The sequence below is a fragment of the Paraburkholderia rhizosphaerae genome (genome assembly GCF_004366595.1).
Taxonomy (GTDB): domain Bacteria; phylum Pseudomonadota; class Gammaproteobacteria; order Burkholderiales; family Burkholderiaceae; genus Paraburkholderia; species Paraburkholderia rhizosphaerae.
Window position 1 is genome coordinate 72,512 of record NZ_SORE01000025.1, and the last position, 20,527, is coordinate 93,038.

The window sequence follows — 20,527 nt, forward strand, 5'->3', positions numbered from 1 at the left end:
CGCGGCGGGACGCATAAGTGACGGGTGGTCGCGCGCTTCGGCGCGCAATTCGAACTCCAATGCCGGGCGCGTTTCGGGGTGCTGTCGACGCCGCGTCGATGCAACGCTCGCGCGGTGGGCCTTACAGAAATTTTTCGAATGGCGGCTGTCTGGATGAAATTGCGGCGCCGGTCCGATCTCGTTGGAACTGGCCGACCGCGCGGCGAGTCATCCTGATAACGCCTGTTATTGATGGATCTTCATCTGCGAGGGAATGCCATGTCGTCCGATACGAATGCCCCCGTCGAATCGACACTTTCTGCGGCGCAGCCCGCTACCACTGGTGCGAAAGTGCCCGCGGCGCCCACCGACGCATTGGCCCGCAGCATCGGTCCTTGCGGACCGGCGGGCGAGTGCGCCGCACCGCCGTGCACGCTCGTCATTTTCGGCGCGGGCGGCGATCTGACCAAGCGTCTGTTGATTCCCGCGCTGTACAACCTGGTCGTCGACGGTCTGCTCGACGACGGCATGCAGGTGATCGGTGTGAATCGAGGCGAGCGCGGCACCGACCAGTGGCGCGACGATCTGCACACGTCGCTGCAGCAGTTCGCGGCGGAACGCTCGAGCGCGGGCAAGGCCGACGAAGCGGCATGGAACTGGCTCGCGCAACGGCTGCACTATGTGGCGGGCGATTTCTCGACGCCCGATACGTTCGAGCGCGTGAAGCAGGCTATCAGCAAGAACGGTAGATGCGGCAACGCGATTTTTTATCTCGCGGTCGGCGAGCGCTTTTTCAAGCCGGTCGTCGAACAGCTCGGCAAAGCGGGCCTGCTCGATGAGAGCAGCGCGGGCGGTTTCCGCCGCGTGGTGATCGAGAAGCCGTTCGGCAGCGATCTTGCGTCCGCGCGCGATCTGAACGCGCACATTCTGAACTACGCCAACGAGCAGCAGATCTACCGGATCGATCATTTTCTCGGCAAGGACACCGTGCAGAGCATTCTCGCGGTGCGGTTCGCGAATGCGCTGTTCGAGCCGGTCTGGCGGCGCGAGTATATCGACAGCGTGCAGATTACCGCGGCCGAAACGCTCGGCGTCGAAGGGCGTGGTGGCTTTTACGAGCACACTGGCGCGTTTCGCGACATGCTGCCGAACCACCTGTTCCAGTTGCTCGCGATGGTCGCGATGGAGCCGCCGAATTCATTCGATGCGGAGACGGTGCGCGACAAGAAAGCCGAAGTATTCGAAGCGATCCAGCCGCTGCGCGCCGATGACGTAGTGTTCGGCCAGTACGAGCAAGGGCCCGCAGGCGTTGCGTATCGCACGGAGCCCAATGTTGCACCGGACAGCACGACCGAGACCTACGCGGCCGCGCGCGTGTATCTCGACAACTGGCGCTGGGCCGGCGTGCCGTTTTATCTGCGCACCGGCAAGCGGCTCGCAACGCGGCGCACCGAAATCGCGGTGCAACTGAGGCGCGTGCCGTTTCTGATGTTCCGCAATCTGCCGGTCGATTCGCTGGTGCCGAACGTGCTGACGATACGCATCGATCCCGCGCACGGCACGCGTTTCGAATTCAACGTGAAGGTGCCGGGGCCGACGATGCGAATGGGCAAGGTGCGCTCGACGTTCGACTACAACGACTTCTTCAAGGAACAGGCGAACGTCGGTTACGAGACGCTGCTGTACGACTGCATGCTCGGCGACGAGACGCTGTTCCAGCGTGCGGACAGTATCGAGGCAAGCTGGGCGGCGGTCGATGCGGTGCTGCATCCGATTGCCGGCGGCGCGCTACCGGTGCATGGCTATGCGGCGGGCGGCAGCGGACCGGCCGAGGCCGACGCGCTGCTCGCGCGCGCCGGACACGCGTGGCGTCCGCTCGACGACGAACCGAAGCGCCGTTAGCGGACGGGCCGGGTAGGCAAAACAATCTGCCAATAAGGAAGGGACAACGACCATGCCGACACGAAAAACAACTGTGGCAAGCAAGAAGGCCGGCGCGAAGAAAGGCGCGCGTGGCGCAGTGAAAAGCGCTGCGACAAAGAAAGCCGCTGCGAAGAAAATCGCGGTGAAGACGGTTGCGGTGAAAAAGGCGTCAGCGGTCAAGACGCCGAAGACCGCGCTTGCACCGCATATCGCGCCCGAGCAGGCGTCCCGCGAACGCATTCTCGCGATCGATATCGGCGGCACGGGGCTGAAGGCCGCGGTGATCGATGCCGACGGCAAGATGTTGAGCGAACGCGTGCGTGTCGCGACACCGCACCCGTGCACGCCGGAGCAGATGGTCGATACGCTTGCGACGCTCGTCGAGCCACTGGTCTCGCAGCACCATCCGACACGGATGTCGATCGGCTTTCCGGGCGTCGTGCGCGAGAACGCGGTGCTGACCGCGCCGAATATCGGCGACGAGGGCTGGCGTGGCGTACCGCTTGCGTCGATGCTGGCCAAACGTGTCGGCAACTTGCCGGTTCGGATGATCAACGATGCGGAGATGCAGGGGTTCGCCGCGATCGAAGGGCAGGGCCTCGAATTTGTACTGACACTCGGCACCGGTGCGGGCACTGCGCTCTTTCGCGACGGCGAGCTGATGCCGCATCTAGAACTCGCACATCACCCGGTCAGCAAGAACCGTACGTATGACGAGTACGTCGGCGCGCACGCGCGCGAGCAGGCCGGCGACAAACGCTGGAACAAGCGGGTCGAGAAGATTATCGAGGTGCTCGCGCGGCTCGTGAATTACGACCGGCTGTGGATCGGCGGCGGCAATGCGTCGAACCTGAAGTTCGAGTTGCCTGCGAATGTGGCGATCGTGTCGAATGCGGCCGGAATCGAAGGCGGCGCGAAGCTGTGGCATCCGCGCTCGATGCGTGAATCGCGGCAACTGCCGGATGCGAACCAGCGTAAGGGTGATTTCTGCTAGCGCGGCCGGCTGTTACGCCGGCCGCTTTTTTAGTTGCGCGTGCAACTGACCACGCAGTTGCGCGCGCGGTTGGCAGCCCATTTTCCGCGCGATTCCCTGCTATTGCGTCGTCGTCGCCTATTAACGAGCGGCGTCGCCCCAGCGATACTCGACGGTCGCATCGTCGAGTTCCGCCTTCAGTTCGGGATTGAGTTCCAGGTCGACCGCCGCGAGCGTCTCGTCGAGCTGATCGGGCCGGCTTGCACCGATGATCGCCGAGGTCACGACCGGATTCGCGAGCACCCACGCCACGGATGTTTTCGCCAACGATACGCCCGTCTTGTCGACGATGCCACGCAGCTTGTCGATGGTGTGAAACTCGCGCTCGTGCCAGTAGCGCTCCTGATACATGTCGCCGGCCTTGCCGACCGTCGCGGACGTAAAGCGTCCTTCGGACGGTTTCGTATCGTGACGATGTTTGCCGGTCAGGAGGCCGCCGGCGAGCGGGTTATACGGCATCACCGCGAGCTTTTCCTCAGCGGCGAGCGGCAGCAGTTCGCGCTCGATCTGACGGAACAGCAGGTTGTAGCGCGGCTGCACCGACACGAAACGCACGACGCGCAGCACGTCCGAGCGGCCGAGCGCGCGCGCGAGCCGATACGCGAGGAAGTTCGACACGCCGACATAGCGCGCCTTGCCGGAGCGCACGATCGTATCGAGCGCTTCAAGCGTTTCTTCGAGCGGCGTGTCGTGATCGTCGTTATGCAGTTGATAAAGATCGACGTAGTCGGTGTTCAGTCGCCGCAGCGAGTTGTCGATTGCATTGAGCAGATGCTTGCGCGACGAGCCCTGGTCCCACTCGGACGGTCCGACCTTGTTGAACGCTTTGGTCGCGACGATAAAACGCTCGCGCTTGCCCTTCAGCCAGCGGCCGATGATCTCTTCGGTGCGGCCGGTCTGATCGACGGTCGCGCCAAGCGGATAGACGTCGGCGGTATCGATAAACGTGACGCCGGCATCGGCAGCTTTGTCGAGAATGGCGCGCGACACGGCTTCTTCGGTCTGAAGGCCGAAGGTCATCGTGCCGAGACACAGGCGCGATACAGTCAGACCTGTGCCGCCGAATTTGCAATATTGCATAACGATTCTCCGCAATGAAGACGTAAGGAAGGAAAAGCGTTTGAAGGGTCCGCCATTGGGACCGGGACGCGAAAACACGAAGCATAGCGGGTATCGCGACTTCGCGTCGGCGGCTCTGCGGCGATGGGGGCCGATACACACTGGCGAAACCGGCATGCAGTTGTTGCCAGCGCCGAGCGCGGTGTCACGGACGTGCGCTGCTACGCAGCGTGCCGGTCGTGGCAGGAAGGGCGGCAGCGAAAGCCGCACTTAGCCGCACTTAGCCGCGCTTGCGGCGTGGCGCGCCTGTCGACCCACGCACGATCAGGCGCGGTTCCGATGCGACGCAGATACGCGGTTGCTCGCGCGCTGAATCGGAATTGCGCGCCGTATGCGCGGCATGACGCGCAGTCTGGTGCACGGCGTGATGCGCAGCGGGCGGCCGTTCGATCAATTCGCGCAGCAACGACACCGCCATTTCCGCCGCTTCGACGGTCGGCACCGCGACAGTAGTGAGCGGCGGTCGCGATTGCCGCGCAAGCTGAATGTCCGTAATGCCAAGCACCGAAAGGTCCTGCGGCACATTGCGGCCGAGATCGAACGCCGCATGAATCGAACCGAGCGCGGGCAGATCGTTGGTCGCGAAAATCGCGGTCGTGAGCGGGTGCAATTCGAGCAATTCGCGCGCCGCCGCGTAACCGCCTTCGATCGTATCCGGCGCATATCGCACGCACGTGCGCGGCAATTTGACGCCCGCGTGTCGCAGCGTATCGACGAACCCTTCGTAGCGCGCCGCATGAATGCCCCCGCGCTTGCTGCCGACGATCGCGACGATGTGTCGATGGCCGAGTTCGAGCAGATGCTGCGCCGCCAGTTCGCCGGCGCGACGAAAGTCGACCGCGACGCACGGCAACCCCGGTGGATCGTTCGGCCGCTCCCACATGCACAACACGACCGGCGTACCACGCGCTTGCGTCTGGTGAAGATCGGCGAAATCAAGGTTCGCGTTCATCACCAGCACGCCTTCGGACAATGTGCCGGCAATCTGTTCGAGATACGCGCGGCCCGCGAGCGGATCCTGATTCGTATTGCAGACAATCACAAAATGGCCGTTGGTACGCGCCGCACGTTCGACGGCGAGCACGAACTCCGGATAGAACGGATTGGCGATGCTCGACACCATCAGCGCGATGGTCGGCGCGCGGCCTTCGGCGAGCGCGCGTGCTGCCAGATGCGGCCGGTAACCGAGCGCGGCGACTGCTTCGAGCACGCGCTGACGCGTTTGTTCACCGACCCGGCCGCGATTGCGCAACACGTTCGATACAGTCGCCGATGTGACGCCCGCGTGTGCCGCGACTTCGCTTAATGTGGACATTGTGGTTGTGCGGCCAGTATGTGGGATGGTTTCTCAGAATTTGCGTTGCGGCCCGGCGCGCGGCACCATTGCCCGCATAAACAGAATGAGACGGAGACAAAGCTTCAGACCAACGGTCGCGCGTGCGATCGTTTTTCATGTCTGCCTGCTTAAGCGCTTAATCTCCGCTCTGCTGATTTAAACATGGAGTGGAGACGATGGCGAGCATTTCGTTACGCGGCGTGCAGAAAGCGTACGGCGATAGCGCGCCGGTGATTCGCGACGTCGATCTCGAGATCGGCGAAAACGAATTCTGCGTGTTTCTCGGTCCATCCGGCTGCGGCAAGTCGACCCTGTTGCGGATGATCGCCGGTCTCGAAGACGTGACCGACGGCGACCTGTCGATCGGCGGACGCATCATGAACGACGTGCCGTCCGCGGAGCGTGGCGTGGCGATGGTGTTTCAGAGCTACGCGTTGTTTCCGCATATGAGCGTCTACGAGAATATGGCGTTCGGCCTGAAGCTCGCGAAGGTGCCGAAGAGCGAGATCGACCGCAAGGTGCGCGAAGCAGCGCGCATTCTGCAACTCGAAGCGTTGCTCGACAGGCGGCCGCGTGCATTGTCCGGCGGCCAGCGGCAGCGTGTCGCGATCGGCCGCGCGATCGTGCGTGAACCCGGCGTGTTTCTGTTCGATGAGCCGCTGTCGAATCTCGATGCGACGTTGCGCGGCCAGACGCGCATCGAAATCGCGAAGCTGCACCGGCAGTTCGCGAAGGCGAGCGTCGTGTATGTGACGCACGATCAGACCGAAGCGATGACGCTGGCGGACCGCATCGTCCTGCTGCATGCGGGCAAGGATACCGAGCGCTACGGCAGCATTGCGCAAATCGGCGCGCCGCTCGAGTTGTATCACCGGCCGGCGAGCCGTTTCGTCGCGGGCTTTATCGGTTCGCCGCGGATGAATTTTTTGCCCGCGACGGTTGCATCCGTCGATGCGCAAGGCGTGACGGTCGCGTTGACGCAGGGCGGCGAACGGTTGCGCGTCGAGGTCGACGGCAGCGGGTTGCAAAGCGCGCAGCCGGTGACGTTCGGCGTGCGTCCCGAGCATCTTGAACTGTCGGGCGCCGACGCTCACGGGAGCGCCGGCGCCGATGCATCACTCACCCGCAGTGTCCTGCTCGTCGAGCATCTCGGCGAGCACAGCTATGTCCATCTTGATCAACCCGGCGGCGACACGCTGATCGCGAAAGTGTCAGGCGGCGCGCAAGTTGCGATCGGCGAGCGCGTGACGTTTCGCGCGAATCCGGCCGCCTGTCATCTATTTACCGAAGACGGCTTTGCAGTGCCCGCGCGCGGCGCTGCAGTCGCCAACCTCGCATAAGGAACCATTCGATGCGCCTCGGAGTTTGCTACTACCCCGAACACTGGCCGGAGTCGCTGTGGGAAGACGACGCGCGCCGTATGAAAGCACTTGGAATCGAGCAGGTGCGGATCGCCGAATTCGCATGGAGCCGGATCGAACCGGCGCCCGGCGAGTACGACTGGGCCTGGCTGGATCGGGCAATCGATGTGCTCGGCAACGCGGGCCTGAAAGTGGTGATGTGCACGCCGACCGCGACGCCGCCGAAGTGGCTGATCGATCTCCATCCGGACATCGTGCCGGTCGGCGCGGACGGTAAGCCGCGCGGGTTCGGCTCGCGCCGTCATTACGATTTTTCGTCGCCGTCCTGGTTCGAAGCATCGCGCACGATCTGCACCGCGGTCGCGGCGCGCTACGGTAATCACCCGGCAGTCGCATTCTGGCAGACCGATAACGAGTATGGCTGCCATAACACGGTGGTCAGCTATTCGCCGGCTGCGGTTGCGCGTTTCCGCGAATGGCTGAAGGCGCGCTATCAGACGATCGACGCGCTGAATCGCGCATGGGGCAACGTGTTCTGGAGCATGGAGTACCGCAGCTTCGACGAGATCGATGCGCCCACGGGGACGGTCACCGAGGCGAACCCGTCGCACCGGTTCGATTACCGGCGCTTTGCGTCGGATGAAGTCGCTCGATACAACCGGATGCAGGTCGACATCATCCGTGCGCATTCGCCGGGCCGTCCGGTTGCGCACAACTTCATGCAGCTCTTTAACGAGTTCGATCACTATAAGGTTGCCGCGGATCTCGACGTCGCGACATGGGACAGCTATCCGCTCGGCGCACTCGACCAGCAATGGTTCGAGCCGGAGCTGAAGGCGAAATTCCTGCGCACCGGCCACCCGGACTTCGCGTCGTTCAATCACGACGTCTATCGCGGCATGTCGAAGCTGCCGTTCTGGGTGATGGAGCAGCAGCCGGGACCGGTCAACTGGGCGCAATGGAACCCGGCGCCGCTGCCCGGCATGGTGCGGCTGTGGAGCTGGGAAGCGTTCGCGCACGGCGCGGGCTGCGTGTCGTACTTCAGATGGCGGCAGGCGCCGTTTGCGCAGGAACAGATGCACGCCGGCCTCAACACGCCGGATAACCGGCTCGACGTCGGCGGCCATGAAGCGACACGCGTCGCGGAAGAAATCCGCGCGGTTGCGGCCGCGAATGTGGATGCCGACGCGGCGGTGCGCACCAAGGTCGCGCTCGTCTACGACTATGAAGCGAAGTGGCTGTTCGAGATTCATCCGCAAGGCGCGGACTTCTACTATCCGCGGTTTGCGTTCGAGTATTACTCGGCGCTGCGCGCGCTGGGCTTCGACGTCGATGTCATTCCGGTGACCGCGTCGCTCGACGGTTACGCGCTGGTCGTTGTGCCGCCGCTGCCGGTGGTGCCCGACGATTTCGCCGCGCGCGTCGCCGCGAGCGGTGCGCATGTGGTGTTCGGTCCGCGCAGTGGATCGAAGACGCTCGATCTGCAGATTCCCGCGCAATTGCCGCCGGGGCCGCTCGCGTCGTTGCTGCCGATGCGCGTATGGCGTGTCGAGTCGTTGCGGCCGAATATCGCCGAACCCGTGCATGTCGATGCGACGATCGAAGGGCATGGACGCCACTGGCGCGATCTGATCGATGTCGGTAGTGAACCGACGCTCGCCGTGCGCGCGCGTTTCGCGGATGGGCATCCGGCGTATGTGCGTCGCGGTTCCGCGCATTACTTTGCGACGCTGTTCGACGATCGGCTTACCGAACAGCTATTCGCGCGCATTGCGGCAGAAGCGGGGCTGACGCCGCGCGTGCACGGCGATAGTTTGCGCGTGAGCCGCCGTGGCGCGTTGACCTATGTGTTCAATTACGGTCAGCGCGTGCATACGATCGACGGTGTCGACGCAGCCGACTTTGTGATCGGTTCGCGCGACGTTGAACCGCAAGGCGTAGCCGCATACCGGACGCGTTAGCTCGAAGCATCCGCGAAGAACCCACAAAGAACCGGTTGACCAACCAGATAGCAGTGCGTCAGAAAGCAAAACTAAAGGAGACAGGAATGGCCGTAAAAGCACTGAAGGCGCGCGGCACGCGCATCGTCGCGGCACTCGCGCTGGCAGTAGCGGGGACGTCGGGTGTGTTGTCGTTTCCGGCGGTTGCGAACGCCGACACGATGACCATCAATATCGCATTCAAGGGTGCGAATCAACGGGCGGTTTGGCAACAGGTCCTCGCAGAGTTCAAGAAGGCGCATCCGAATGTCGACGTGAAGGTTTCGTTTGTCGACGAAGAGGCGTACAAGGTGCAACTGCCGGGCTGGCTGACCACGGTGGCGCCGGATGTGGTGAACTGGCACAACGGCGAGCGGATGGCGTATTACGCGCGGCGCGGTCTGTTCGAAGATCTGAGCGGCGACTGGAAGAAGAACGGCTGGGACAACACCTACGCATCGACGAAGGGTGCGTCGACGGTGGACGGCAAGCAGTATGCGGCGCCGACTGTCTACTATTCGTGGGGGCTGTTCTACCGGAAGGACCTGTTCCAGAAGGCCGGCATTACCAGCGAGCCGAAGACGTGGGACCAGTTAATGGACGCGTGCCGCAAGCTGAAGGCCGCGGGTATCACGCCGTTCGCGGTGGGTGGGCGCGATGCGTGGACGCTGGCAGGCTGGTTCGATTATCTCGATCTGCGGATCAACGGCAATGCGTTTCACCAGAAGCTGATGGCTGGCGAGATTCCGTACACCGACCCGCGCGTGAAGAAGGTCTACACAACGTGGAAGCAGTTGATCGACGATCACGACTTTATCGACAACTCGCTGTCGTACGATCTCGACGCCGCGCAGCCGTTCCTGTTCCAGGGCAAGGCCGGGATGATGCTGATGGGCACGTTTATCACCGGCGGTTTTCCGGCGAATGTGAAGCCGCAGATGGGCTACTTCCAGTTCCCGATCGTCGATTCGAACGTGCCGACCGCCGAAGACGGTCCGGTTGAATCGCTGCATATTCCGACGCGCGCGAAGAACAAGGCCGACGCGCATGCGTTCCTCGCGTTCGTCGAGACGCCGGAGATCGGCGCGCAGATTGCGAAGGGGCTGGGCTCGCTATCGGCGAACAGCAAGTCGCCGGAGCCGGAAGATCCGATTTCGAAAATCGGCTTCCAGATTCTCGCGAATACGAAGGGCGGCATCGCGCAGTTCTACGATCGCGATATGACGAAAGAAATGGCTGATGAGGGGATGAAGGGGATGCAGCAGTTCATCTCCGATCCGACGAAGCTCGATGCGATTCTGGCCCAGCTCGAAGAGACGCGGAAGCGGATCTATAAGCAGTGATGTGACGAAGCGATTGCTGGCGAAGCGATGGCGCAATGATTGGTTGCGCTATCGCTTCGCCGATGATGGAACCGGTTTCTCCACCGCGAAGGGTTGCCCGCGCAAGCGGGCTTTTTTTCGTCCGCTTTAGCGGCGCACGTTAGCGCTTATTCGGTCTTCTGCGCGGACGGCGGCGGCATCACGTTGTCGCGCCGGCCTGCGAGCGGTGCACCATAACCGCCAGCTTGCGCGTTATTCGGCAGACCGTTTACCAGCTGCGCGCGCGGGTCGGTCGGGTTCAGGTCGAGTTCGCCTGCCTGGCGATTGCCGTGCGTCGGATATTCGCTGCCGAGCGGCGCATTCGGCATGAGCCTCGTGCTGTTTTGCGGCGCGTGAACGTCATCGTAGACCGACAAGCCTTGCGCGTTCGCGAGGCCGGCGGCGCCCGCGAGCGCGAATGCGGCGGCGAGATGCAATAGGGCAGTGGACTTGCGCACGATCGGCTCCTTGTTCGTAGGAAAGACATCGCGCGCCGGGTCATACCGATTGCGGATCAGCGGCGCGCACGTCGTTTTAATATTGGCGATCGGAGCAAGGAGTGCAATGTACGTGCTGCATTTTTGAGCTTTGTCGGGTGATCGCAATTCGTGGACTGCTTCATGTGGGTGTGCTGGACCGAGCGTGCATAGGGCGACGCGAGTGCCTCTCTTCAGTTGCGAGCCCAGGTACGGGATCTCAGCGCAGTTGCTTGCGTTGCGTGCTACGGTGATGATCCCGTCGCGCAGCGCGCGAAGACAAGTGACTGACGAGGCGTCGTCAATGGCGAAGCACGTTTAATTCAGCGTGCAATCGCAGTCAACTGCATGGACGAAGCCTGGCGATTCATGAAACTCTTGCCCCCGTCCATGTTGCACAAGGTAAAGGTCCTGGATGATCGATTGTCTGCGCCGTAAAAAACGCAACTCGCCCCGGAATAATTGAAATCTTCGTATAACGTAACCCGGATACCTGGTGGTAGTAGCAGGGATGAGGTGTTGTCGTTGTAGATGGATTCAAATGCGGCGTTGTTGGCTGCAAATGAGGTAAGGTGGGACAGCCCATTGGCGTCACCATATATTTGCACTTTCCCGAGCGCTGAAGCGGAGTCCGGTCCCGTGTATGTGAAGTACGAGTAATCCACGCCGTCTATCGTTGGGGCCGTCGCACCCCTAAATGAGCCCGGAGTTTCGACATACGTCGGGTTATAGATTGCGCCATCGTCGAAAATCTGGGCTGTGTAGTCAGTCAGATCGAAGGTGGCAGAAGTGCCGCTGGACGCAGGGTTAGCAAAGGTCATCGCTTCATTCTGGTAGCCAACATCGCGATACATTGTGATCTGCGCGCCAGGCGGCAGCACGACAGATAATATCCCGCGGTTGATCCAGTCAGTGGGAAGGGAGGACATTGATGCGCCTACGTCAACTGTCATGACGTCGCCGTCACCGCCATAACGCGTACACAAGGCGATCGTTTGATTCATGATTTCTCTCCGCTTCTTTATCATCAACGCGATAACCAGGGTGTGAACTGGATGCGGGAAACACCTCCAGTCAAACTGAATTACCAGTTTAGATGCGGCAAAGAAAGTGTCAAGTTAAGCAAACATACATCGAATACGATGCAGATCTTCATGATGTTCGCGATTCTACGGTTTTCAAAAGCCGGAGAAATGACATGTTGACTTACTGTGTTGGCAATACGAGAAAATGGGCACTTCGGGAGCAAAGTGCCAACCACAGGTGTGGCAGTTTTACTGCGCCTTGCCAGTAGCAAACCTTCAGTCGATGGTGCATGGCCGGGCCAGCCTTCGGCCCTCGATGGGGCCGGGGCTAATCGCCATCACTCGATGGCCTTTAAGCGCGATTGACCTGGCCTATTTGCCAAGTTGGGCGCCCGTGATGTTGCCATTCTCCGGCTTGGCCGACACCGTGACAGGTATTCCCAGGATGAGAGATAGCGTCAACAGCCTGTTTCTATTTGGGTCATCGGTGATATTTACACCCCCGCAAAAGTCGCTACCGCTGGCGTCCCTGAGTACATACCACACGTGAAGGTAGTCATCCCTGTCAATTATTCTAATAATAGCGAGGAAATGGATAGTGGAGAAAGCGGGTTGTATTGCTGAAAGTAATCTACGGATGCCGGACCGCTATAAAACGTATTGTCGGCGCGAATTGTGTATATGTAGGTAACCGATCGTTGTCTCAAATGCTGGTCCGCTATTCGACGTATCTGTTCGTAGTTGGCGCCCGTCGAAATGAAAGCGCTGGTTGAGCCGGGGACGTTACAGGTAGCTCCGTTTACGTGTGCGACGATATTGTCGTCAACGCCCCAGCCTCTAAATCCGGTAGAAAATATTTCATCCGGCGAGCGTGTATCGACCCTATACACAAATTTTGGGGGCGCCGCCATCGCGGGATACAGGTAGCAAGCAAATACGGTGGCCAATGCCAGGCGCCACAAAATGCATAGCCGGAACGTTAGCTTTTTCATGATTTATTGTCTCTGCCAGTTTTATATTGCGCAATTCAGGATGCCAAATGAGGAAGATCAATGTTTGACGTCCTTGGGAAATCTAAATGCTGTTCTTGACGAAATAAAATGCAGGCCATCGCATTGAAATGAATCCATGATTGCGGAGGGACGCATCGGTGCCGGAGACCGGTGAAGAGACACTGCATGGAGGGCATGTTTTTGGGGCTGCCTGAAATCAGGCTCCGGTATAGTGCTGAGGCTCACAACACAAACGCACCCGCTTCCGCTTTTACTCAACCAGCAGACCCATGACCACCTCGCCAACGCCACCGGACCCGCACGCCGCATTGCGTGTCTTCGATGCGGTGAAAGCGCTCGCCTTTATCGGCGATCTCAGCATGGGCCAACCCACCGACCATTCGCTGCGCGCCGCGTGGCTCGCCGCGCAATTCGCGCGTGAAACCAGGGCGGACGACGCGGTCCATTGCGCGGCAATTGAAGGCTCACTGCTGCGCTGGTCCGGCTGCACCGCAAACGCGTCGGGTTTCGCCGACACGCTAGGCGATGACGTCGGCGGCCGCGCAGCGATGCTCGCGCAGCGGCCCGACTGGGCGCAGCCACTCGATGCGCACGGCGGCGTGAGCGCCGCGTTAACACCGCTTGCGCAGATTCATTGCGAAGTGTCCGGCGAGGTCGCGCGAATGCTGGGTCTCGCGCACGACACGCAAGCGACGCTGCGACACATCTTCGAAGCATGGGATGGCGGTGGCCTTCCGGACCGGCTCGCTGGCAACGCGGTGCCGCCTGCCGTGTATCTGATCTCGATTGCCGGCGACCTCGAAATTTTCACGCGCGTCTATGGCATCGATCAGGCGCTGCAACTGATCGCGCAGCGTGCGAATGCGCGCTATCCGGCCGCGCTCGTCGCGCTTGCAAACACGCATGCCCGTCAATGGGTCGCCACGCTCGACGACATCGAACCCGCGCAATGCGACGACGCACTGTCGACACCGCGGATGTCCGACACCACAGCGGCCGAACTGATCGCCGACGTGATCGACCTGAAGCTGCCATGGATGACCGGCTACTCGCGCGCCGTCGCGGCAACCGCCGTTCAATGCTGCGCGCAACTGATCGCGGATCCGCTCGCGCAGCAACGCCTCCATCTCGCAGGTCTGTTGCACGGCATCGGCCGCGCGGCCGTGCCGAATGCGCTGTGGAACACACCGGGCCGGTTGTCGGCGTCCGCATGGGAACGCATACGCCTCGTGCCGTACTGGACCGCACGCGCCGGCCGGCAAACCGGCGCGCTAGCCGACGCGGCGGAGCTTGCGTCGTTCGCGTACGAGCGCGGCGATGGCGCGGGCTATTTTCGTGGCATCGCGCGCGACGCACTATCGCTCGAAGCGCGTGTGCTGGCCGCGTCGGTTGCATGGGTTGCGCTGCGTGCCACGCGGCCGTGGCGCGCGGCGTTCGGCGTCGACGAGGCCGCGCGGTTGATTCGCGATGAAGCCGCGCGTGGGCGCTTCGATTCCGACGTCGTAGAGGCGCTGCTCACGCGCGCGAGCGCAGCCGGCGCCGGCGCGACGCGAACAGCGTCAATGCAGCAGCGCCGCCACCTATCCGCGATGCGTTTGTCGGCGCGCGAAACCGACGTATTGCGTTCGATCAGCCGCGGTGCGAGCAACAAGGAAGTCGCGCGGGAACTGGACTTGAGCCCGAGCACCGTGCGCACTCACGTCGAAAGCGTGTTTCGCAAGCTCGAATGCTCGACACGCGCAGCCGCAACGCTCAAGGCTTCCGCACTCGGACTGCTGTAGGCGGGCGCTGCCGCGCGATCGTCATCGTTTGTCGCTGTCGACGTGCGCGCCCGTCTCACGAGGCTCTGTCGCGATCGTATCGATGGTGTGCCGCACCGCATGCAAAATCTCATCGGCGAGTTCCGGCTGCGCCTTCATCACCGCGCGCGATGCGGAAATCGCGCCGATCAAGGCGACCGCCATCGTCACCGCGCGCTCTCGCTGCGTCGCCTCGGGCACCGTGGCGTCGAGTTTCGACCGGAACACGTCGATCATCCGCTCGAGGCCCGCCGCAAACCGCTCGCTGACCGACACATCCTGCCGTCCGATCTCGCTGACGGACGCCGCCATCGCGCAGCCTTCCGCAACATCGTTGCGTTTTTCCTCCGACAGATATGCGTCGAGCAGTTCGCCGAGTTCCGGCATGCGTCCGTTACGCGGCGTCGTGAGCCTGACATGCCCACTCTCCAGGCCGTACGCGAGCGCCTCGGCGGCGAGCGCTTCCTTCGACGGGAAATGCGCATACAGCGCACCGTGCGTCAGACCCGCGGCCTTGCCGATCTCGGCGACGCCGACACCGTCGATCCCGCGCTCGCGCATCAGCCGCGCGGCTGTTTCGATCAGCTTCACGCGATTTTGTGCCGCCTGCTCCTTGCTGACTTTCATTGCTGACTCCCACTGCTTCAAACCTGCGTCAATCGAACCAGCTTGACATTAATAATTGCGACCGCTACGATTAATTTATAATTGCACGTGCAATTATAAATCTCTTGTGACGAAGGTAGCGACCATGAATCTCAAAAATACTGTTGCACTGGTGACCGGCGCCGCCGGTGGCATCGGGCGCGAATTTGTGCTGGAACTGCTCGAGCGCGGCGCCTCGAAGGTCTATGCGGGCGGCCGCCAGGCAGCGGCGCTCGCCGGTGCGTTCCGCGGCGACCCGCGCATCGTGCCGCTGGTGCTCGATGTCACCTACCCCGCGCATGTGGCCGCCGCCGCAGTCGCCGCACCGGACGTGTCGCTCGTGATCAACAACGCCGGCTATTGCGCGGAGCAGGGCGCGCTCGCCGCGCCGGATCTGTCGGCGGCCCGCACGGAAATCGAGGTCAATTACTTCGGTCCGCTGCTGATGGCGCGCGCATTTGCGCCGGTACTCGCACGCAATGGCGGTGGTGCAATCGTCAATGTACTGTCCATTTTGTCGCTCGCGACGCTGCCGATGATGGGCACGTATAGCGCAGCGAAGGCGGCGGGTCTGTCGCTGACCCGCAGCATCGGCGCCGAACTCGCCGCGCAGCGCACGCTGGTGGTCGCGTCGATGCCGACCGTCACCGACACCGCCATGGGCGGCTGGGCCGTCGATATGCCGAAGGTCGCGCCGCGCGACGCAGCGTCGGAAACCCTGGATGCAGTCGAAGCCGGCGAGACCGAAGTGTTTCCCGGCCACCTTTCGCGCGAAGCGGCGGCCGCGTTCGCTGCCGATCCGAAGGCGTTCCAGGCGCGCCTCGCGACCGTTCTGCCGCGTACCGCATAGGCGCGGGCAGCGTCTGACCGCGGCTTGCCAGCCGCCGGCGTGTGCTTCCGTTTCTTTCCGATTAGCTCGCCTGACCGAAACACAGTATTCCCGGGCGTCGTTTGACCATATTCATTGCGATCAGTATTATTGCGTTTATGGTTGCATCTGCAATGAATAAGCGCCAGGCCAACCGGCAGGGCGCAAAACGGTTCCTCAAGGAGAACATCATGCGTTTCCAGAACAAGACGGCGCTCGTGACGGGCGGTAACAGCGGCATCGGCTTTGCGACCGCGAAGCTGTTGATCGAGCAGGGTGCGCGCGTCGCGATTACCGGTCGTGATCCGATGAAGCTCGATCAGGCGTTGACTGAGCTCGGCCCGAACGCGATCGGCATCGTCGCCGACCTGAACGACGCAGACGCGGTCGAGCAGGTCGCGAAAAAGGTGAAGGACGAGTTCGGCTCGCTCGACGTCGTGTTCGCGAACGCGGGCATCAGCGGTCCGACGCCGCTTGGCGGCACGACGGCCGAAGCGTTCGAGGCGATCACACGCACTAATATCACTGCCGTCTTTCTGACCGTGCAAGCCGCTTTGCCGCTGATGCACGAAGGCAGCGCGATTGTGCTGAACGGCTCGGTGATGCGGGGCCAAGGCACGGCGGGGAGCGCGGCATACTCGGCATCGAAGGGCGCGGTGACCGCGATGGCGAAGGTGTTTGCCTCGGAACTGGCGCCACGCGGTATTCGCGTGAATACGGTGATTCCGGGGGCGACGCGCACATCGATCTGGACACGCGGCGCCCGCGCCGGTGGGTCGATCGACGACGTCGAAAACTCGCTCGCGCCGCGCATCCCGATCGGTCGCCTTGCGGACCCGGAGGAAACCGCGCGCGCGGTGTTGTTCCTCGCGTCGGACGATGCGGCGGGGATTACTGCGGCGGAAATCGTCGTCGATGGCGGGTTGACGGGTGCGCCGTCGGGTGCGCCGATGTTCCGCGCACCGCGTTAAACGACGCATCGCAACGAAGCAGGAACGAAGGTGCGCGCGCTATTTCTGTATGGCGCGCGCGCCGTTTTAGCTGCGAAATCAGCCGGGAAAGCCGTTGCGGAAAGCTGCGCGGCTTATGCGGCAAACCCAAACGCCGACGCTACGCGAGCCCAACACAGACCGCGGCGACAATCGAGCCAATCACCAGCACCGCGCCGACGGTGCGCCGCGTATTGAGCTGCGTCCATAGCAGCACACCGGTCAGCGACAGCAGAATGATGCTGCCCGCCAGCGTGTCGATTAGCAGCACCCAGCCGATACTCAAGCCGACGCCCTTGTGCAGATTGGTGAGCGTCGCGAGAAACGAGTTGCCGGTGCGCTTGACGGTCACATAGCCGCTGCCGACCCAATAATCGGCGGACGTCATCTGTTGCGGCGACGCGAACGACAATTGCCAGTGTTCCGGCTGGATTGCGCTCCGATCGCCCCACGCAATCGGATGCGACGGCTCCTTCTGCATGCGGCCGGGCTTGCCGGTCAGCTTCAGTTCGCCTTTGAGCCATTCGGCGAGCTCGCGCGGCGAGCGGGGCGCGGGCTGCGGCAGCGCGACCTGCAGCTCCGATACTTGCGGCGCGCCGGTCGAGATCCGCATCGGGCCCGCGCGGTGATTCAGGAAAAAGCCGGTCGTGCCGAACAGCAGCCCGAGTGCCGCGCCCCATAGGCCGATCCAGCCATGAATGTTGCGCAGCCAGCGGATAAACGTGCTCCGGCGAGAGCGTTTTCGCGGTACCGAACCGTCGCGATCAGCGGGTGCGGCACGCGGTGTGAGCGGTTTGAAATCGGTGGTGCCCGATTCGAAGGTGTTGGTCGTATTCAAAAGCGCTCCGCGGGAAAAACGTGTCATGTTCACCGGCGCGTCGTGGCATCACGCGGCGGCGGCCAGCGGCCAGCGGCCGACGACGCACGACGCGCACGACAATGCACAGGTTTTGGAATGGGGACGCCAGCGCGCGGCGGCGCACGTCACACTCGAGGTGCGCCGAAATTCGGCGGGCGGTCCGGGCTGGCTGGCCGTCGCTCAGATTCGCGGCCGCTGGCAGGGAGCAGGCGGGCCGCGACGGTGACAAGCGAAGCGACTGGGTGGCTGGCGTTCAGATAAGAATCACTATCATTTCACGCCGAAGAGAATGTCGCAATCATTGCAAGCCGATTGCGACAGTTCTCTATGTTTCGAAGGGTTACGTTCGCGCGGGTTTATCGGACACCCAGGCGATAAACCGTCGTATGCCGATAGCGCTCGCCCGGCTGTAGCACAACCTGCGCCGCCGCTTCGTCCATATTGATCTGGTTCGGGTAGCCGCCGGTTTCGAGGCACAGCGCCGCATGCTTGTGCAAGTGCTGCCCGCCGCGCGCCACTACGCCCTCCAGATAGTTGCCCGAATAGAACTGCAACCCGCTCGCGTCGGTTTCGACGGTCAGCTCGCGACCGCTGCCCGGGTCGTACAGCACGGCCACGCGCCGCACCGTACCGGCCGGCCCGCGCAGCAGGTAGCAGTGATCGAAGCCCTTCGCGCGCGCGAGTTGCGCGTGCGGCCAGTCCAGACGCGCACCGATCGGCGCACTCGTCCGGAAGTCGAACGCGTTGCCGGTGACGCTCGCGCGCGCGAGCGGAATCAACGCGTCGTCGACTTCCCAGAATTCGTCCGCGTCGATTTCGATCATGTGGCCGCAGATATCCGCCGCTGCGCCGGACAGATTGAAGTACGCGTGATTTGTCATGTTGACCGGCGTCGGTGCGTCGGTCACCGCGTCGTAATCGATGGTCAGCGCCCCGTCGTCGCCGAGCGCGTAGCGCACGGTCGCTTCGAGCGCGCCCGGAAAACCCGCGTCGCCTTCCGGCGATTCGTGCGTGAACACGAGCGCGCCGTCGACTTCACGCGCATCCCACGCCGCACGATGAAAGCCAGTCGCGCCGCCATGCAGCAGATTGTTCCCTTCATTGCGATCGAGCTGATACGTGACGCCATCTAGCGTAAACCGCGCATCGGCAATCCGGTTCGCCCAGCGGCCGATCGTGCCGCCGAAATACGACGTGCTGGCAAGATAGTCGGCCGGCGTGTCATGTCCGAGCACGACATCGGCGATGCGGCCGGCGCGGTCCGCCGCATGCCACGACACGAGCGTCGCGCCCAGGTCGCTGATCGCGACCCGCATGCCGTGCGCGTTGCGCAGCGTAAAAAGACGGACCGCATCGCCGCCGGGCAATGTGCCCCAGCGTTCGACGGTAACGTGTGCCGGATGGGCGCGTGCGGAGCGCGAGTCTGCAAGATTCATGGATGAAAAATCGAAGTCGGGGGTCAGCCTGGTGGCGAAGATTGCGTGGACTGCAAGCGCTCATGGTACTCGCGTGGCGTGCAGCCCAGTTCGCGGCGAAACACTGCATACATGTACTGCAACGACGTGAAGCCGCAGCGTATTGCGACTTCGGTGCTCGAAAGATCAGGTTGCGCGAGCAACTGTTTCGCCACTTCGAGCTTGTGGTTAAGAATGGCCTGATGCACGGTACAGCCAAGTTCGCGGCGGAAATGCTCTTCGAGCGACGAGCGCGACACGCCGACATAGTCGGCGACCTGCTCGGTCTTGATGCCCTGGCAGCCGTACTGCCGGATGTAATGACGCGCGCGCATCACATACGGGCTCGACACCGGCTGATGCCGCGTCGACTCGAGCACGTTGATGCCGACCGGCGGCACCAGAATGCGCCGGCCCGCGAAGCGCGCGCCGCCCAGCATCTGATGCAGCAGGTGAGCGGCGGTGCGGCCCATTTCCTCGGTGCCCTGAATCACCGACGACAGTGGAATACGCGTCAGCGAACGCGTGAGCGGATCGTTGTCGATACCGATAATCGCGACTTCTTCGGGCACCGCGATGCCGGAGATCAGGCACACCTGCAACAGCTGACGTGCACGTGCATCGGTGACCGCGATCACGCCGACCGGTTTGGGCAGGCTTTGCAGCCATGCGGTCAACTGCTCGCTGGCCTGGTTCCACACCGGCGCGCTGGTCGGCAAGCCGCGATGCACGGCGCCGGTCAACCCATCGGCGGCGAGCAGCGAGTTGAACGCGAGTTCGCGTTCCTGCGCCCAGCGGTTGGTTGGCGATTCGGGCAGGCTGTATAGCGCGAAGCGCTGCAAGCCGGCGCCGATCAGATGCGTGTACGCGAGCGACACGAGCTTGCGGTTGTCGGTCGCGATATACGGCACGTTTTCCGGATACTGGGTTTCGTCCTCGTACGACGAGCCGACCGCGACCACCGGCAGCGGACAATCGGACAGCGCTTCGCGCACGTCCGGATCGTCGAAGTCGGCAATGATGCCGTCGCCTTCGAAATGCTCGATGCCGGTCAGACGCGCGCGAAAGTCTTCTTCGAGAAACAGATCCCACGCGACGCGCGTCGACAGCAGGTACTTGCCGATACCGGTAATGATCTCGCGGTCGTAGACCTTGTTCGCGTTGAAGAGCAGCGCGATCCGATGCGTACGTTGAACGGGTTGCTGGCGTGTCATCGCTGTGTGAAACGGCCGCGGCTGCATCGATGCAGCGAAGCCGTCGTCTCCTTATGCGGCGAAACCCTTAAGGGGTAACGCGAGTCGGAACTCG

General features: G+C 62.6%; 18 protein-coding genes. 9 read left to right on the top strand and 9 right to left on the bottom strand.

All coding sequences use genetic code 11. The features are described from left to right. The first annotated feature begins 258 nt into the window (after positions 1–258). A complete protein-coding gene (zwf, locus tag BX592_RS26725) occupies positions 259–1,881 on the top strand; it encodes a glucose-6-phosphate dehydrogenase (RefSeq protein WP_134196291.1) in 1,623 nt (540 codons plus the stop codon). Between the two features lie 52 nt (positions 1,882–1,933). Then, positions 1,934–2,896 (top strand): ROK family protein, encoded by a 963-nt coding sequence (locus BX592_RS26730; RefSeq protein ID WP_243849744.1) that lies wholly within the window; start codon positions 1,934–1,936, stop codon positions 2,894–2,896. Positions 2,897–3,016: 120 nt separating this feature from the next. On the opposite strand, the gene BX592_RS26735 is transcribed toward BX592_RS26730, so the two are convergent. Both BX592_RS26735 and BX592_RS26740 read right to left on the bottom strand, forming a co-directional pair. Continuing rightward, positions 3,017–4,015 (bottom strand): aldo/keto reductase, encoded by a 999-nt coding sequence (locus BX592_RS26735; protein ID WP_134196292.1) that lies wholly within the window; start codon positions 4,013–4,015, stop codon positions 3,017–3,019. 259 nt (positions 4,016–4,274) lie between these two features. Further along, entirely contained in the window at positions 4,275–5,369 is a 1,095-nt protein-coding gene (locus tag BX592_RS26740; RefSeq protein ID WP_134196293.1) for a LacI family DNA-binding transcriptional regulator, read from the bottom strand. Positions 5,370–5,566: 197 nt separating this feature from the next. Between BX592_RS26740 and BX592_RS26745 the strand changes: the two genes are divergently transcribed. The 3 genes from BX592_RS26745 (at position 5,567) to BX592_RS26755 (ending at position 10,073) form a co-directional block, all read left to right on the top strand. Further along, positions 5,567–6,730 carry an ABC transporter ATP-binding protein gene (locus tag BX592_RS26745; RefSeq protein ID WP_134196294.1) on the top strand — a complete coding sequence of 388 codons (1,164 nt, stop codon included), beginning with the start codon at positions 5,567–5,569 and terminating at the stop codon, positions 6,728–6,730. 11 nt (positions 6,731–6,741) lie between these two features. Further along, a complete protein-coding gene (locus BX592_RS26750; RefSeq protein WP_134196295.1) occupies positions 6,742–8,712 on the top strand; it encodes a beta-galactosidase in 1,971 nt (656 codons plus the stop codon). Between the two features lie 86 nt (positions 8,713–8,798). Then, on the top strand, positions 8,799–10,073 hold the full coding sequence (locus BX592_RS26755) for an ABC transporter substrate-binding protein (protein WP_134196296.1): 1,275 nt from the start codon (positions 8,799–8,801) through the stop codon (positions 10,071–10,073). 146 nt (positions 10,074–10,219) lie between these two features. Here BX592_RS26755 and BX592_RS26760 read toward each other — a convergent pair whose 3' ends face one another. From BX592_RS26760 to BX592_RS35285, 3 genes are all read right to left on the bottom strand, one after another. Further along, positions 10,220–10,549, bottom strand: coding sequence for a hypothetical protein (locus BX592_RS26760; protein WP_134196297.1), 330 nt, complete (start codon positions 10,547–10,549; stop codon positions 10,220–10,222). 341 nt (positions 10,550–10,890) lie between these two features. After that, positions 10,891–11,571: a hypothetical protein gene (locus BX592_RS26765; RefSeq protein ID WP_134196298.1), complete on the bottom strand. Its 681-nt coding sequence runs from the start codon at positions 11,569–11,571 to the stop codon at positions 10,891–10,893. Between the two features lie 590 nt (positions 11,572–12,161). Beyond that, the gene (locus BX592_RS35285) at positions 12,162–12,584 is read right to left on the bottom strand and encodes a scabin-related ADP-ribosyltransferase (protein ID WP_134196299.1); all 423 of its coding nucleotides are present in this window, start codon (positions 12,582–12,584) and stop codon (positions 12,162–12,164) included. 290 nt (positions 12,585–12,874) lie between these two features. Between BX592_RS35285 and BX592_RS26775 the strand changes: the two genes are divergently transcribed. Next, positions 12,875–14,386, top strand: a complete 1,512-nt coding sequence (locus BX592_RS26775; RefSeq protein ID WP_134196300.1) for an HD domain-containing phosphohydrolase — start codon at positions 12,875–12,877, stop codon at positions 14,384–14,386. Between the two features lie 21 nt (positions 14,387–14,407). On the opposite strand, the gene BX592_RS26780 is transcribed toward BX592_RS26775, so the two are convergent. Next, positions 14,408–15,031 (bottom strand): TetR/AcrR family transcriptional regulator, encoded by a 624-nt coding sequence (locus BX592_RS26780; protein ID WP_134196301.1) that lies wholly within the window; start codon positions 15,029–15,031, stop codon positions 14,408–14,410. A 124-nt stretch (positions 15,032–15,155) separates the two neighbouring features. On the opposite strand from BX592_RS26780, the gene BX592_RS26785 reads away from it, so the two are divergent. Together BX592_RS26785 and BX592_RS26790 are read left to right on the top strand one after the other, a co-directional pair. After that, positions 15,156–15,899: an SDR family NAD(P)-dependent oxidoreductase gene (locus BX592_RS26785; protein WP_134196302.1), complete on the top strand. Its 744-nt coding sequence runs from the start codon at positions 15,156–15,158 to the stop codon at positions 15,897–15,899. Positions 15,900–16,108: 209 nt separating this feature from the next. Next, a complete protein-coding gene (locus BX592_RS26790) occupies positions 16,109–16,888 on the top strand; it encodes an SDR family NAD(P)-dependent oxidoreductase (protein WP_134196303.1) in 780 nt (259 codons plus the stop codon). A 139-nt stretch (positions 16,889–17,027) separates the two neighbouring features. On the opposite strand, the gene BX592_RS26795 is transcribed toward BX592_RS26790, so the two are convergent. Next, positions 17,028–17,744, bottom strand: coding sequence for a PepSY-associated TM helix domain-containing protein (locus BX592_RS26795; RefSeq protein WP_243849745.1), 717 nt, complete (start codon positions 17,742–17,744; stop codon positions 17,028–17,030). A gap of 25 nt (positions 17,745–17,769) precedes the next feature. Between BX592_RS26795 and BX592_RS26800 the strand changes: the two genes are divergently transcribed. Beyond that, complete coding sequence (locus BX592_RS26800; protein WP_134196305.1) at positions 17,770–17,991, top strand: hypothetical protein; 222 nt, start codon at positions 17,770–17,772, stop codon at positions 17,989–17,991. A gap of 130 nt (positions 17,992–18,121) precedes the next feature. Here the strand turns inward: BX592_RS26800 and BX592_RS26805 are convergent, their stop codons facing one another. Then, positions 18,122–19,201: an aldose epimerase family protein gene (locus BX592_RS26805; protein ID WP_134196306.1), complete on the bottom strand. Its 1,080-nt coding sequence runs from the start codon at positions 19,199–19,201 to the stop codon at positions 18,122–18,124. 23 nt (positions 19,202–19,224) lie between these two features. Then, complete coding sequence (locus BX592_RS26810; RefSeq protein WP_134196307.1) at positions 19,225–20,433, bottom strand: XylR family transcriptional regulator; 1,209 nt, start codon at positions 20,431–20,433, stop codon at positions 19,225–19,227. Positions 20,434–20,527: the final 94 nt, after the last annotated feature.

Bases quoted from the DNA above. Each gene is read 5' to 3' on its own strand.
- zwf (WP_134196291.1), top strand. From the start codon at position 259: ATGTCGTCCGATACGAATGCCCCCGTCGAATCGACACTTTCTGCGGCG.
- BX592_RS26730 (WP_243849744.1), top strand. From the start codon at position 1,934: ATGCCGACACGAAAAACAACTGTGGCAAGCAAGAAGGCCGGCGCGAAG.
- BX592_RS26735 (WP_134196292.1), bottom strand. From the start codon at position 4,015: ATGCAATATTGCAAATTCGGCGGCACAGGTCTGACTGTATCGCGCCTG.
- BX592_RS26740 (WP_134196293.1), bottom strand. From the start codon at position 5,369: ATGTCCACATTAAGCGAAGTCGCGGCACACGCGGGCGTCACATCGGCG.
- BX592_RS26745 (WP_134196294.1), top strand. From the start codon at position 5,567: ATGGCGAGCATTTCGTTACGCGGCGTGCAGAAAGCGTACGGCGATAGC.
- BX592_RS26750 (WP_134196295.1), top strand. From the start codon at position 6,742: ATGCGCCTCGGAGTTTGCTACTACCCCGAACACTGGCCGGAGTCGCTG.
- BX592_RS26755 (WP_134196296.1), top strand. From the start codon at position 8,799: ATGGCCGTAAAAGCACTGAAGGCGCGCGGCACGCGCATCGTCGCGGCA.
- BX592_RS26765 (WP_134196298.1), bottom strand. From the start codon at position 11,571: ATGAATCAAACGATCGCCTTGTGTACGCGTTATGGCGGTGACGGCGAC.
- BX592_RS35285 (WP_134196299.1), bottom strand. From the start codon at position 12,584: ATGAAAAAGCTAACGTTCCGGCTATGCATTTTGTGGCGCCTGGCATTG.
- BX592_RS26775 (WP_134196300.1), top strand. From the start codon at position 12,875: ATGACCACCTCGCCAACGCCACCGGACCCGCACGCCGCATTGCGTGTC.
- BX592_RS26780 (WP_134196301.1), bottom strand. From the start codon at position 15,031: ATGAAAGTCAGCAAGGAGCAGGCGGCACAAAATCGCGTGAAGCTGATC.
- BX592_RS26785 (WP_134196302.1), top strand. From the start codon at position 15,156: ATGAATCTCAAAAATACTGTTGCACTGGTGACCGGCGCCGCCGGTGGC.
- BX592_RS26790 (WP_134196303.1), top strand. From the start codon at position 16,109: ATGCGTTTCCAGAACAAGACGGCGCTCGTGACGGGCGGTAACAGCGGC.
- BX592_RS26800 (WP_134196305.1), top strand. From the start codon at position 17,770: ATGTTCACCGGCGCGTCGTGGCATCACGCGGCGGCGGCCAGCGGCCAG.
- BX592_RS26805 (WP_134196306.1), bottom strand. From the start codon at position 19,201: ATGAATCTTGCAGACTCGCGCTCCGCACGCGCCCATCCGGCACACGTT.
- BX592_RS26810 (WP_134196307.1), bottom strand. From the start codon at position 20,433: ATGACACGCCAGCAACCCGTTCAACGTACGCATCGGATCGCGCTGCTC.